The 13,787-nt window shown below is 68.7% G+C and carries 11 protein-coding genes and 1 pseudogene; 2 read left to right on the top strand and 10 right to left on the bottom strand.

Annotation, left to right across the window (positions count from 1 at the left end; translation table 11 throughout):
* Window positions 1-226: 226 nt before the first annotated feature.
* Together EV192_RS41220 and EV192_RS41215 are read right to left on the bottom strand one after the other, a co-directional pair.
* The gene (locus EV192_RS41220) at window positions 227-1,429 is read right to left on the bottom strand and encodes a helix-turn-helix domain-containing protein (RefSeq protein ID WP_207926602.1); all 1,203 of its coding nucleotides are present in this window, start codon (window positions 1,427-1,429) and stop codon (window positions 227-229) included.
* 66 nt (window positions 1,430-1,495) lie between these two features.
* A complete protein-coding gene (locus EV192_RS41215; RefSeq protein ID WP_243727390.1) occupies window positions 1,496-3,034 on the bottom strand; it encodes an ATP-binding protein in 1,539 nt (512 codons plus the stop codon).
* Window positions 3,035-3,145: 111 nt separating this feature from the next.
* Between EV192_RS41215 and EV192_RS41210 the strand changes: the two genes are divergently transcribed.
* Window positions 3,146-4,468 (top strand): cation:dicarboxylate symporter family transporter, encoded by a 1,323-nt coding sequence (locus tag EV192_RS41210; RefSeq protein ID WP_132124156.1) that lies wholly within the window; start codon window positions 3,146-3,148, stop codon window positions 4,466-4,468.
* On the opposite strand, the gene EV192_RS41205 is transcribed toward EV192_RS41210, so the two are convergent.
* The 7 genes from EV192_RS41205 to uvrA all read right to left on the bottom strand — a co-directional run bounded on the left by EV192_RS41205 (window position 4,457) and on the right by uvrA (window position 11,594).
* Entirely contained in the window at window positions 4,457-4,897 is a 441-nt protein-coding gene (locus tag EV192_RS41205; RefSeq protein ID WP_132124155.1) for an SRPBCC family protein, read from the bottom strand. The genes EV192_RS41210 and EV192_RS41205 overlap by 12 nt on opposite strands.
* Window positions 4,894-5,595: an anti-sigma factor family protein gene (locus EV192_RS41200; RefSeq protein WP_132124154.1), complete on the bottom strand. Its 702-nt coding sequence runs from the start codon at window positions 5,593-5,595 to the stop codon at window positions 4,894-4,896. Before EV192_RS41200 ends, EV192_RS41205 begins: the two co-directional genes overlap by 4 nt.
* The gene (locus EV192_RS41195) at window positions 5,592-6,146 is read right to left on the bottom strand and encodes a sigma-70 family RNA polymerase sigma factor (RefSeq protein ID WP_165960894.1); all 555 of its coding nucleotides are present in this window, start codon (window positions 6,144-6,146) and stop codon (window positions 5,592-5,594) included. Before EV192_RS41195 ends, EV192_RS41200 begins: the two co-directional genes overlap by 4 nt.
* A 133-nt stretch (window positions 6,147-6,279) precedes the next feature.
* Window positions 6,280-6,879, bottom strand: a complete 600-nt coding sequence (locus EV192_RS41190; RefSeq protein ID WP_132124152.1) for a hypothetical protein — start codon at window positions 6,877-6,879, stop codon at window positions 6,280-6,282.
* Window positions 6,880-6,994: 115 nt separating this feature from the next.
* Entirely contained in the window at window positions 6,995-8,128 is a 1,134-nt protein-coding gene (locus EV192_RS41185) for an ATP-binding protein (protein WP_132124151.1), read from the bottom strand.
* Between the two features lie 54 nt (window positions 8,129-8,182).
* The gene (locus tag EV192_RS41180) at window positions 8,183-8,587 is read right to left on the bottom strand and encodes a hypothetical protein (protein ID WP_132124150.1); all 405 of its coding nucleotides are present in this window, start codon (window positions 8,585-8,587) and stop codon (window positions 8,183-8,185) included.
* A gap of 148 nt (window positions 8,588-8,735) precedes the next feature.
* Window positions 8,736-11,594, bottom strand: a complete 2,859-nt coding sequence (uvrA, locus tag EV192_RS41175) for an excinuclease ABC subunit UvrA (protein ID WP_132124149.1) — start codon at window positions 11,592-11,594, stop codon at window positions 8,736-8,738.
* Between the two features lie 209 nt (window positions 11,595-11,803).
* Here uvrA and EV192_RS41170 point away from each other — a divergent pair, with 209 nt between their 5' ends.
* Window positions 11,804-12,601, top strand: a complete 798-nt coding sequence (locus EV192_RS41170; RefSeq protein ID WP_132124148.1) for a maleylpyruvate isomerase family mycothiol-dependent enzyme — start codon at window positions 11,804-11,806, stop codon at window positions 12,599-12,601.
* Window positions 12,602-12,687: 86 nt separating this feature from the next.
* On the opposite strand, the pseudogene EV192_RS56375 reads toward EV192_RS41170, so the two are convergent.
* Window positions 12,688-13,758, bottom strand: a pseudogene (locus EV192_RS56375) (acyltransferase family protein); the annotation flags it as partial.
* Window positions 13,759-13,787 lie beyond the last annotated feature (29 nt).

Genomic DNA, 13,787 nt, shown 5'->3' with positions numbered 1-13,787 from the left:
CCCCTGGTACGGCGAACGGGCACCCTCACCCGCACGGTGCCCGTTCCCCGCTGTGATCGCCTTACTGTGAATGCCCTGCCGTCATGGTGATCGGCAGATTCCAGCTAACGTCGCTACTGGCGAGTAACAGCCCCGCGTGGTGGTGGACCCCAGCACCACGCCCTGTGTCGCCGTCCCTGCGGGTGGCACTCACCTAAGGGCGGAAAAGTCACCTAGGTGGCTTTGACTAACGCAGAACGCCGATCCGGTCGGCGAGCGGCCGCAACTCGGAGCGGGTGACCATGTTCTCGCGGCGCAGCAGTTCCCGGACCATCGCGCGGACCTCCACGTTGAACCGCAGCTCTTCCGCGGATTCCTGTTCCGCGCGCAGCAACATGTGCACGGCGGCAACGTCCTCGGTGCGGATGCTGTACGCGCGCGCCAGCTCCACGTAGTACGAGAAACGCCGTTCCACACTGGGCAGGACGGTCACGTCGTAGCGTTGGGCGGTCCGGATCGCCTCGCCCGGTTTGGACAGCTCGACCGCGAGCCACACCCGGTAGATCCCCACGTTCGTCGGCCCGAAGACGGTACGGAAGTCGTTGCGATCACCCAGCGTGGACGCCACCTTGTCGGCCGTTTCGAGCGCGCACACCACGCCGTGCTCGTCGCCGAGACGGGCGAACTGCATGGCACGTAACAGATGCAGCGCGCCGAAGACGCTCATCCGTTCCACCGGGCCGTCCGGCAGGGTCGGTTCGAGTTCCGCGGCCGCGTCGGTGGCGAGTTCGAGGACCACGTCGGTGTGACCCTGCTCGGCCAGGATCATGCCGGAGTTCCAGGCCGCCGCCGCGCGGTAGTCCAGGTCGTCCGCCTTGATCGCGGCGGCCATCGCCCGGTCCGCCGCAAGCAGCGAAACGTCTTGCGCGCCAACGCGTTTGGTGAACGCCCTGGTGAGGAAGTAGAGCATCGACGCGGTGCGCAGCAGCTGGTCCCGGTCCGGGCCGCCGACCAGCGGGATGGTCGCCCGGACCTCGGTGATCAGGCCCGGCAGCATCGAGCCGATCTGGGTGAACGGCCGGCGTTCCTGCCAGATCGCCCACGCCGTCGCCACCGCCTTGTCCAGCCGGGAGACGTCCGGCTCGTCGGTCAGCCGTGGGTCGAACGACAGCATCGCGGCCCGGATGGCCGGCACGGTGTCGTGTTCGGTCGGGTCCTCGGGCAGCTCGCCGACCGGCAGCCCGGTGAGTTTGTACAGGTCACGGACGCGCAGGATGCGGGCGATCTCGATCCAGTCGGAGAACGCGGCCACCTGCCGTTCGCCGGACTCCCACTTCCGCCACGCGGACACCGTGCACCCCTTGAGCTGCGCACACTGCTCCTGGGTGAGCCCCGCCCGCCTGCGGTACAGGCGAATCCGCTCACCGGGCGGCAGACCCGGGTCGATCACCAACACAGCACACCTCACCCATCCCCTGGCGTGGACCATTCTCACCCACGCCCCGGCGGGAAGCACCTATTCTTCCGGAATTCGCACGGTGAACACCGCGCCGCCGTCGTGTCCGACCTCAATGGTCCCGCCGTAGCGGCGGACGGTCTGACCCACCAGCGCCAGCCCCAGGCCACGATTTCCGTCCTTTGTGGACCATCCGCGTTCGAAAGCGGCCTGGGATGCTTCCAGACCACGTCCGGTGTCGGCGACCCGCAGCACCACCGACGACGCCGACTTCCGGACGGTCACGAAGACCTTGGCCGGTTCGTCGCCGTCCAGCGCGGCGTCCATGGCGTTGTCGATCAGGTTGCCCAGCACGGTCACCAGGTCCCGGCCGGGCAACGAGGTCTCGTCGATCTGCGTGTCCGGCGTGACCACCAGCTCGATCCCGCGTTCCGACGCCGACGCCATCTTCCCCAGCAGCAACGCGGCCAGCACCGGCTCGTGCACCGCGCCCACGACCCGGTCGGTCAACCGTTGCGCGACCTGGAGTTCGTCGGTGGCGAAGCGGATCGCCTCGGCGGTCCGGTCCAGCTCGATCAGCGACACCACGGTGTGCAACCGGTTCGCCGCCTCATGGGCCTGCGAGCGCAACGACTCGGCGAACCCCTTCACCGAGTCCAGTTCGCCGGTCAGCACCTGCAGGTCGGTGTGGTCCCGCAGAGTCACCACCGACCCCTGGCTCCAGACCAGGGACTTGTTCACCACCAGCACCCGCCGGTCGGTCACGTGGATCTCGTCGCGCACCGGGCCTTCGGACAGCAGACTGTCCACAAGAGACAACGGCAGGCCGAGCGACGCCAGCGGCCGTCCGTCGGCGTCCTCGGGCACGCCCAGCAGGTCCCGGGCGGCGTCGTTGCACAAGGTCACGGTCCCGACCCGGTCCAGCAGCAGGAGCCCCTCACGCACGGCGTGCAGGATCGACTCGTGGTAGTCGATCATCCGGCGCAGCCGCGCCGGCCCCATCCCCCGGGTCTGCCGCCGCAGCCGGGCACTCACCAGGTACGTCCCGGCCAGCCCGACGGCCAGCGCCGCCACCCCCACCAGCACGACCGCGAACAGCCGCGACCGCAGTTCCTCGGCGATGGCGGTGACCGTGATCCCGACCGACACCAGGGCCACCACCTGCCGCGATGACGAGAACACCGGGACGACGGCCCGGATCGAGGGCCCGAGCGTGCCGGTGTACGTCTCGGTGACGATGCCGCCCGCGAGCGCTCCCTCGGTGTGCCCGAGGAAGTGCTGGCCGATCGCGGCCGGGTTCGGATGGCTGAACCTGATGCCGTCCGGGCTCATGATCGTCACGAAGTCGACGTCCGTGTCCTTCCGGACCTGCTCGGCGAACGGCTGCAACGCGTCGGACGGTCGCGGCGTGCTCAGCGCGGCCTGCACGCTCGGCGCGGCGGCCACCGAGTACGCGACCGCGAGGACTTCTCGCCGTGCCGCGTCGTCCGTGTTCCGGGCGGCGTCCAGGTAGGCCAGGATCGACCCGCCGCCCACGATCACCCCGACGATCACCACCTGCAACACCAGCAGCTGGCGGGCCAGGCTCCACTCACGCACTGTCACCTCCGCGGCACGCGACCGATATGAACACAACAGTGACCCACGTCATATGGACACGGATAGTCGGCACCGCCCACGGCCACGTTCAGCCTGCACAGGAGGCCAGCTTTGTCCACAGTTGAACAGCGCTCCCGCCGGGACCGCACGCACGTGCTGTACATCGCGGTCATCGTGGCGGTCGTCCTCGGTGTCATCGTCGGCTTGCTGTTCCCGAAGACCGGGGTCGCGCTCAAGCCGGTCGGCGACGGGTTCATCGCCCTGATCAAGATGATGATCAGCCCGATCATCTTCTGCACCCTGGTCCTCGGCATCGGGTCGATCGCCAAGGCGGCCCGGGTGGGCAAGGTCGGTGGCCTGACCATCGCGTACTTCCTCGTCATGTCGACGGTCGCGCTGGTGATCGGCCTGATCGTCGGCAACATCATCGAGCCGGGCGCCGGGCTGCACCTGACCGACTCGATCAAGCAGGCCGGGCAGAAGCAGGTCGGCCAGCCGCAGGACACGACCGCGTTCATCCTCGGCATCATCCCGACCACCTTGCTGTCGTCGTTGACCAGCGGTCAGGTCCTGCAGACGCTGCTGGTGGCGCTCCTGGTCGGCTTCGCGCTGCAGGGCCTGGGCGAGCGGGGCAAGCCGGTGCTGCGCGGCATCGAGCACATCCAGCGGCTGGTGTTCAAGGTCCTGACGATGATCATGTGGGCGGCCCCGCTCGGCGCGTTCGGCGCGATCGCGGCAGTGGTCGGCGCGACCGGCTGGGCCGCGTTGAAGAGCCTGCTGGTGATCATGCTCGGCTTCTACCTCACGTGCGTCCTGTTCATCGCCGTGGTGCTCGGGCTGGTCCTGTGGAGTGTGGCCAGGGTCAACATCTTCCAGCTGATGCGCTACCTCGGCCGGGAGTACCTGCTGATCTTCTCCACGTCGTCCTCGGAGAGCGCGCTGCCGCGGCTGATCGCGAAGATGGAGCACGTCGGGGTGAGCCGCCAGACGGTCGGCATCACGGTCCCGACCGGCTACTCGTTCAACCTGGACGGCACCGCCATCTACCTCACGATGGCCACCCTGTTCATCGCCGACGCCATGGACCAGCCACTCGCGTTCGGCGAGCAGATCAGCCTGCTGCTGTTCATGATCATCGCGTCGAAGGGCGCCGCCGGCGTCTCCGGCGCCGGCCTGGCCACCCTGGCCGGTGGCCTGCAGTCACACCGGCCGGACCTGGTCGGCGGCGTCGGCTTCATCATCGGCATCGACAAGTTCATGTCCGAGGCCCGCGCGCTCACGAACTTCACCGGCAACGCCGTCGCCACCATCCTGATCGGCAAGTGGACCGGCGAGTTCGACCCCGACCAGGCCCGCCGCGCGCTGTCCGGCCAGGACCCGTTCAACGAGGCGACCATGGTCGACGAACGAGAACCGGTGCCGTCACCGGCCTAGGAAACGACGCAGTCCGCGCTGGCCACGCCACATCATGACGGCGTGGTTGGCGCGGAACGCGGGTTCGGCGACGGGCGCCAGCACCTGAAGCAAACGCTTGTTCACCACAACGTCCTGGGTGATCTCCAGGTGGACGCCGTGCGGTCGGGTCACCAGTGTCCCCCTGCTGACGCCTTCCAAGTCCCCGGTCAGGCCGATCACCATCCGGCCGGCCTCGAAATCCTGCTCGCCCCGGTGCATCCGGAACGTCAACGCGTACGGCAGGACCGAGCGGCAGATCACCTCGGCCGTGTCGTCGTCCACCCGGCTGACCCCGTAGATGTCCGGCCACCACAGCGGATACGTCCCCGGGTCGGTCACCACCTCGAATACCTGCGCTACCGGCACTCGCAGCGTCCACACGCTGCGGAACCGGTAGCGACGGGTCATAGGGTGACCGGCACCGAGACGAGCTTGCGGTTGTCGAACGTGATCACGTCGACCGACTTCACGTCCTGCGGGGCGACCATGGCGGCACCCTGCAACTTCGTGCCGTCACTCTCGGCGTTCGACGACACCAGCCAGCTGCCCGCGATCCGCTGGGTGCCGTCCTTCGCGGTCACCACGAGCTGGCACGGCTCACCGGCCTTGATCCCGCTGGCGGTCGCGGCCACCTTCACCCAGCCTTTCAGCGGCTGGACCTGCACGTCCAGTTTGGCGTGCGTGGCCTGGTCGATCCCGGAGAACTTCGGTCCCTCGACCGCGGCCTGCTGAGTACCGCCGTCGGCGCCCTGGCCGATGAAGATGCCACCCACGAGCGCGCCGCCCGCGATCACCACGGCCGCGGCTACCGCGACCAGCCGGCGGGCGCCGCCGGACGACTGCCTTACGGGCGCCGCCACCTCGGCCGACCTGACCTTGCGCAGCGTGCGCTGCAGCAGCAGGTCGCCGTCGGGAGGCGGGCCGTCGATGAACGCCTCGGGCGGCACCGAGTCCAGTGCCTCTCGCAGGCCCACCAGTTCGGCCACCTCGCGTCGACCGTCGGGACAGGCCGCCAGGTGGGCCTCGACCTCGGTGGCTTCATGCGGGGTCAGCACGCCGAGGGCATACGCCCCAAGCGAGGAGTGGTCATGCGTTGGCCTGCTCACCGGGGCACCTCCATCCCTTTGTCGCCGCTGGACATCACGGCCCGCAGGGCACGCAATGCATAATAAGAGCGTGATTTCACGGTACCCGCGGCGATGCCCAAAGCCTGAGCGGCTTCGGTGACCGTGCGGCCCCGGTAGTAGATCTCCACGAGCACCTCGCGGTGCTCAGGAGACAAGCCTTCCAGCGCGCCGAGCATGGCCATCGAGTCGACGACCTGGTCGGCGTGGTCCCGTTCGACCGACGGTGACTCGGTCACCTCGGCCACCTCGGGCGGTCGGACCGCACGCGCCCTGGCCCGGTCGGTCACGATGTTCCTGGCCACCGTGAGCAACCAGCCGCGCACCGACCCCTTCTCGTCGGTGAGCACGTCCGCGTGCTTCCAAGCACGCAGCAGCGTCTCCTGGACTACGTCCTCCGCAGCCGCCCTGTCGTTGGTGAGCCGCGTCGCGTACGCGAGCAGGCTCGCGCCGTGCTCGTTGTACAGCGACCGAACCAAGTCCTCGCCACGTACGCGCCGCGATCTCCGCGGCCACCAGCCTGGAGTCGTCACCAGGTTCCTCTCCGCTGGGGATCGGGTCGACGCGGAGGTTACTGGACGTGGCAGGGCGTATGGCGCTCGCGGGCCACCAGCGACGGCGACTGAGGCGTTCACGCGGGTGGCTCCCTCCGCTCGCGTGGTCAGGTCAGTAGCCAGTGCCAGTGTCATTGCCACTGTTGCCATTCGCGGGCGGGGCCGAGGTCACCGGCTTCGGCGACTGCGGCGGCTGGGATCCGGCCGGGGCGGTGCCCTGTGCCTTCTTGCCCTCGGGGGTGGCGGCGAACCACGTGCCACCCTGACCCTGGCCGTTGAACTGGCCCGGCGCGGTGTCCTTGGCGAACGTGTACATCGGCCACCCGTTGACGGTCACCTGCTTGGTGCCGTCCTTGCGGGTGACGGTGCCGATCGCCTTCTCGTCCACCCCGGTGAACGTGAGCTGCTTGCCCGCCGCCAGCAGCGGCGGCCATTTCTGGGCGCAGTCGCCGTAGCAGTTGGAGACGGCCGGCTTGGCGGTGTCCTTGTCGAACCGGTAGAGCGTTCTGCCCTCCTGGTCGGTCAGCACCACGCCGAGCGTGCCGACCTCCTGCGCGACCAGATTGGGACGCGGCCCGGCGGCCTGCGCCTTCTCCTGGTCGGGCGGTGGAGCCGACACCGATCCGGAACTGCTGCCGCTGCCGCACGCGGTCAAGCCCAGTAGCCCCAGAGCGGCGATGGCACTCAGCACGCCGACACGAGCGCCCCTCATGACAAGACCTCCTGGTATGCGGTGCCGCTCCGACGCGGCCTCCGTCTGCCCACACACACGAGGAGAGGCGCCTGACGGTTCAACCAATTTCGAGGCGGACACCCAGAAGGATTGGTCATTCCTCAGGGGTGTGCGTCACCTTCAGTCCCCTCGCGGTCAACGCGTCGGCCTCGTCGAAGAACAGGACACCGTTGACCTGCTCGGCTTCGGAGAAGATCCGTTCGAGGTTCTTCTCCGTCTCGCCGACGTACTTGTCCACCACCGTGGCTATGTCCACTGTGTACAGATCGAAACCGAGGTCGTGCGCGAGCACCTCGGCCGACAGGGTCTTCCCGGTGCCCGGCGGCCCGGTGAACAACGCCGCGATGCCCGTTCCACGGCCGGTGCCACGCATCTGCCACCCGTCCAGCACCTGGTCGCGGTGCCGGGCCCGGAGCCCGAGTTCGCGGAGCATGCTCAGCTGCGCCGGCGGCAGCACCTGGTCGTCCCAACCGGCCTGGGGATCCACCCGGCGGGCCAGCTGTTCGAGGCCGGCCGCGTTCTGCGACCGGATACCGACCCGCAGCTCCTCCGCGCCGATCCGACGTTCGGCGTGCGCCGCCTGCCACCACGTCGCGTTCGCCGCGCGCCGCACCTGGCCCGGGTCCATGTTGAGCGCGTGCGTGCTCGCGGTCACGTCCATGTCCGGGTCGACCTCACCGGCCAGCAGGCTGTTCCACAGCTCGGCCATGTCCGTGGCCGCGACCGGCGGCGCGTCCACCACCAACGGTACATCCGGCGACCACCGTGGATCCCACGAACGCCGTCCATGCAGCACGACCGGCCAACCGGTCGCGCACAGCTCCGCCACCACCGACCCGACCTGGTCGCCGAGCGCCTCCACCGGTCCCGCCACCAGACCAGCCCCACGCAATCGGGCCTCCCGGCAGGCGACGCGGACCCCATCGCGCGGATCGGTCCTTCCCCAACGGGCGAGATCCAGCACCAACGCGGGCAGGCCCAACTCGGTGAACGCGGCCGCGCCGAGCGACTCGGCCGAACTGCCCCGCCGCGCCCGCAGGTAGCACGGCGTCGCCCCACGCCGCAGCGCCGCACCCAATGCGATCGGATCCCCGGCCAGGCACGGCATGGGCGTGACGATCAGCCCGTCCAGGGCCGGATCGGGCGTGTCGTCACCGAGCAGGTGCATGGTCACCCGGTCCGGAACCCGCAGGCCACGCGTGAGAAACGTCCGGTCCGGGTCAGTCACCTCGATCAGACCACCGGCGACAAGTGGCGCGCCGGGCAGCAACCGCGACCGGGCCTAGGCCGACCGCGAAGACACCCCGGCAAGCTCCAGCGCGAGCCCCACACTGACCCGCCGCCGCGTCAGGTCATCGTGTAGGTAGCCGTACAACTGGTTGAACCGGACATCGACATCCGGCGCGAGCGCCGCCAGCAACAGGTCCACGTCCAGCCCACTAAGGCCGAACGTGCGGATCACACCGAGCAGCCTCGACTCGCCATCCACACAATCCGCGCCGTCGCCCGCAACAGCGACGTCCGCCCCATCGCCGCTCACAGCGACGGCGTCCAGATGGCTGGCCGTGGCCGGCGAAGCGAGCAGCCGGTCGACCTCGCCCGCACTGAGGTAAAGACCCCCGAACGGCTTGTCCTTGTGGCTGTCCCTGCGCACATCCACGGCCACGCGGACCCGCGCCTCGATCACGTCAGCCTGGCCAGCAGATAGGTACAGTCCACACCGCGAGGCTACGGACGCGCGATTGCCCGCTTCCTGCCCGAAAAGGCGGTGTAGAGGGCTATTTCGTCAGCCAACGTACCTTTGCCGGACTGTCCTCAATGGTCTTATTCGGTTGTCAGACGTTCAGCACGTGCTGCAGGAACTGTCCGGTGTAGCTCTCCTCCACCTCCACCAGGTCCTCCGGGGTGCCCTCGGCCACGATTGTGCCGCCGCCCGAGCCGCCTTCCGGCCCCATGTCGACGACCCAGTCCGAACTCTTGATCACGTCCAGGTTGTGCTCGATGACGATCACCGTGTTCCCCTTGTCCACCAAGCCGTTGATCACGCCGAGGAGTTTGCGGATGTCCTCGAAGTGCAGGCCCGTGGTGGGCTCGTCCAGGACGTACACGGTCTTGCCCGTCGACCGCTTCTGCAGCTCGCTGGCCAGCTTCACGCGCTGCGCCTCACCACCGGACAGCGTCGGCGCCGGCTGGCCCAGCCGCACGTACCCCAACCCCACGTCCACCAGGGTCTTGAGGTGCCGGTAGATGCTGTTGATCGGCTCGAAGAACCCGGCGGCCTCCTCGATCGGCATGTCCAGGATCTCCGAGATGGTCTTCGCCTTGTAGTGCACCTCAAGGGTTTCCCGGTTGTACCGGGCGCCCTTGCAGACCTCGCACGGCACGTACACGTCCGGCAGGAAGTTCATCTCGATCTTGATCGTGCCGTCGCCCGCGCACGCCTCGCAGCGGCCGCCCTTGACGTTGAACGAGAACCGGCCCGGCTGGTAGCCGCGGACCTTCGCCTCGGTGGTGGCCGCGAACAGCTTGCGGATGTGGTCGAACACGCCGGTGTACGTCGCCGGGTTGGACCGCGGCGTGCGGCCGATCGGCGACTGGTCCACCCGCACCAGCTTGTCCAGGTGGTCGAGGCCCTTCACCCGGGTGTGCCGGCCGGGCACCTGGCGGGCACCGTTGAGCTTGTTCGCCAGCACGGTCGCCAGGATGTCGTTGACCAGAGTGGACTTGCCGGAACCGGACACACCGGTCACGGACACCAGGCACCCCAACGGGAACGACACGTCCAGGCCGCGCAGGTTGTGCTCGCGCGCGCCGACGACCGTCAACTGCCGCTTGCGGTCGATCGGCCGGCGGATCTCCGGGATCGGGATCTCCTTGCGCCCGGACAGGTACGCGCCGGTCATCGACTCCTTGTTCTTCAACAGCTTCGCGACCGGCCCGGAGTGCACGACCTTCCCGCCGTGCTCGCCCGCGCCCGGCCCGATGTCCACCACCCAGTCCGACGTTCGGATGGTGTCCTCGTCGTGCTCCACCACGATGAGCGTGTTGCCGAGGTCGCGCAGCCGGGTCAGGGTCTCGATCAGCCGGTGGTTGTCCCGTTGGTGCAGGCCGATCGACGGCTCGTCCAGCACGTACAGCACGCCGACCAGGCCCGAGCCGATCTGGGTGGCCAGCCGGATCCGCTGCGCCTCGCCGCCGGACAGGGTCGCCGAGCCGCGGTCCAGCGACAGGTAGTCCAGGCCGACGTCGAGCAGGAACCGCAGCCGCGCCTGGATCTCCTTGAGCACGGCGCCGGCGATCATCTGCTCGCGCTTGCCCAACACCAGGTCTTCCAGGAAGTCCGCGCAGTCGCGCACGCTCATCGCGCACACGTCCGCGATCGACTGGTCGCCCTGCACCTTGTGTTCCAGCGTGACCGCGAGGATCTCGGGCTTCAGGCGCGTACCCTGGCAGGCGGGGCAGGGCACCTCCCGCATGTAGCCCTCGTACTTCTCGCGCATCGCCTCGGACTCGGTCTGCTCCTGGCGCCGCTCCAGGAACGGGATCACGCCCTCGTAGTTCGCGTAGTACGAACGCTCACGGCCGTACCGGTTGCGGTACCGCACGTGGACCTGGTCGGCCGTGCCGTGCAGGACCGCTTTCTGCGCCTTGGCCGGCAGCCGCTTCCACGGCGTGTCCATCCGGAAGCCGACGGCCTCGGCCAACGAGGTGAGCAGCCGGACGAAGTACTCGGCCGACTGGCCGCCCGCCCACGGCGCGATCGCGCCCTCGGCCAGCGACATCTCGTCGTCCGGCACGACCAGCTCCGGGTCGACCTCCATCCGGACACCCAGCCCGGAACACGACTGGCACGCGCCGTACGGCGAGTTGAAGGAGAACGACCGGGGCTCCAGATCCTCGATCGCCAGCGGGTGGCCGTTCGGGCAGGCCAGGTTCTCCGAGAAGCCGCGGGTGCGGTGCGGGTCGTGCTCCTCCAGGTCGACGAACTCCAGCTCGACCAGGCCGTCGGCCAGCCGGAGCGCGGTCTCCACCGAGTCGGTCAGGCGCTGCTTGGCGCTCTTCTTCACGGTCAGCCGGTCGATCACGACCGCGATGTCGTGCTTCTCCTGCTTCTTCAGCTTCGGGACCTCGCCCAGCGGGTACACCGCGCCGTCCACCCGGGCGCGCGAGTACCCCTGCGACTGCAGCTGGGCGAACAGGTCGACGTACTCGCCTTTGCGGCCGCGGATGACCGGCGCGAGGACCTGGAACCGGACCCCCTCCGTCATGGCCAGCACCTGGTCGACGATCTGCTGCGGCGTCTGCTTGCTGATCAGCTCGCCACACTGCGGGCAGTGCGCCTTGCCCGCGCGGGCGTACAGCAGACGCAGGTAGTCGTACACCTCGGTGACCGTGCCGACCGTGGACCGCGGGTTGCGGCTGGTGGACTTCTGGTCGATCGACACCGCCGGCGACAGGCCCTCGATGAAGTCGACGTCGGGCTTGTCCATCTGGCCGAGGAACTGGCGGGCGTAGGCCGACAGCGACTCGACGTACCGCCGCTGGCCCTCGGCGAAGATCGTGTCGAACGCGAGGCTCGACTTACCTGACCCGGACAGGCCGGTGAACACGATCAGGCTGTCGCGCGGCAGGTCGAGGTCCACGCTGCGCAGGTTGTGCTCGCGGGCGCCGCGAACCACGAGACGGTCGGCCACTAGGGGTCCCTCCAGGATGGCTGTGCTAGATCCACGGGCGTTGATCCACTCGAATATGCGTTCGAGGGGCATCGCCGGCACCCATGTTAGGACGGGCCACCGACAAAACCGATTCGGCTCTCCCCCACATGAGCTGATCTACCCGTACGCTGGGCACCATCAGCTCATCGTGAGCGCGACGTAGCGCAACGAAGTCGGGATTGCCACCTATGACTGGACGTATATCGCAACGCACAGCCGTGTCGCACGATTCCTTCCCGGAGCCTCGCACCCAGCCGACCGCCGCGGAGTACGCGGAGCTGGGCAGAACAGCCGCCAAGCAGTTGACCGCGCTGGTGACCACCGCCGTCGAGGGGCTCGACGACGTGGCGATGCGGCGGCCGAGCCTGCTGCCCGGCTGGACGCGCGCACACGTCGTATCGCACCTGGCCCGAAACGCCGACGGGCTGGTCAACCTGCTCCTGTGGGCGAGGACAGGGGTGGAACACCCGATGTACGCGAGCAAGGCGGACCGCGACGCGGACATCGAGGAAGGCTCGCACCGGATGGCGGCCATCCTCCGCGAGGACCTCGTCGCCGCGTGTGAACGTTTCGAGGACGCGCTGTCGCGTACTCCCGCGGAGGCGTGGGACGCGCAAGTCGCGTTGGCGAGCGGTCGGCAGATCGCCGCGCGCACCGTGCCGTGGCTGCGCTGGCAGGAGGTGTCCGTGCACCTGGTCGACCTCGACGTCGGCGTCGGGTTCGGGGACCTGCCCGACGGGCACGAGGAACGCCTGCTCGAGTGGGTGGTCGAGGACTTCGCCGCCCGCCAGGACGTGCCGGCGGTCCGGTTGCGGGTGGATCTCGCCGACGGCCGTCAACGGGACTGGGAGTTGGCCGGCAGCATGCTCGGCAGCGACTCGCCCGACGTGGGCGGGCCGGCGACGACGGTGCTGGCCTGGCTGACCGGCCGGGGCGACGGCACCGGTCTGGCGGGTGACGTGCCCAGCCTGCCCGCGTGGATCTGAGCACGACGGATCCACGCCACCATCCGGGGCCCGGCGTCGCTGAGGAATCGGTGCGCCGGGCGTTCGACGAGTCTGGTCATCAGCCACCCCAGGACCACCGCGGCGATGAGCGACGCCACCAGCCGTTCCCACGGTCTCGCGCCGATGTCCAGCAGGGCCCGGGACAGGATGTACCCGAGCACCTGATGGGTCAGGTATACACCGTAAGAAATACCGGCCAGCCAGGTGATCGTCGGCGTCATCCTGCGCACGACGGGAATGTTCCAGTCCGGGCCGCCGGCGGCGAACACCACGAAGATCAGCACGATCCCGACCGCGATGGTCGACGACGTGTCCGTCCAGTACGTGTGCCAGTCGAGGCTGACCAGCGCGGCGAGGATGTACCCGGCCAGGTGCCAGAACCGCATCCGCCGTTTGCTCCACAGCCAGATGGCGATGCCCACACCGAACAGGGCGACCCGGTTCAACGCGAGCCCGTCGAAGATCGACTTGATCCACTGCGGGCCCGGGTCGCGGACGAAGAACCGCAGGAAGATCGGCATGATCACGAGCGACCAGAGCAGCACGGGCACGCGCCTGCTGGTCATCAGCTTGTGGCGGGCCAGGAACGCGGCGCACGCGAACGCGACCAGCTGGATGGGGAGCGTCCAGTAGGACGGGTCGACCCAGTGCAGGCTGGGATCCCACGCCTGGACCATCAGCAGGTTGCCGAGCAGGTCCTGGCCGGTGGGCAGGTTCCACGTGTTGAACAGCCACGGGTTGCTGGCGGTGGGGGTGCCGAACAACCAGTCGCCGTCACTGAAGTGCAGTCCGTTGAACGCGGTGACCGCCAGCCGCGTAATCACGTACGTGACCAGGACCGCGACGAAGTATGCGGGCAACAACCGGGCGATCCGGTTCCACAGCCAGGAACCTGGCCGCCCCTTGCCGACGGTGACACACACGAAGAAGGCGGAGATGACCAGCATGGTGCTGGCGCCGAACTGGAACGGCAGGACGAACGGATAGCCGGCCAACTCGGGATGGTTGACGGCGGACTGATGGGTCACGTGTTCGACCACGACACAGAAGACCGCGAACACCCGGAGGATGTCCCAACTGATCCGGCGCGCGGACCGCGCCGGCGCCGGTTTGGTGGCAGAGAGTGTAGTAGTCACGAGCTCTCAGTGGTCGTCGGGCACGGGCA

Origin of the sequence: Actinocrispum wychmicini (assembly GCF_004345645.1) — a bacterium.
Taxonomy (GTDB): domain Bacteria; phylum Actinomycetota; class Actinomycetes; order Mycobacteriales; family Pseudonocardiaceae; genus Kibdelosporangium; species Kibdelosporangium wychmicini.
Note: the sequence above shows the minus strand (reverse complement) of the source record. Positions and strands in the feature narration are given on the sequence as shown.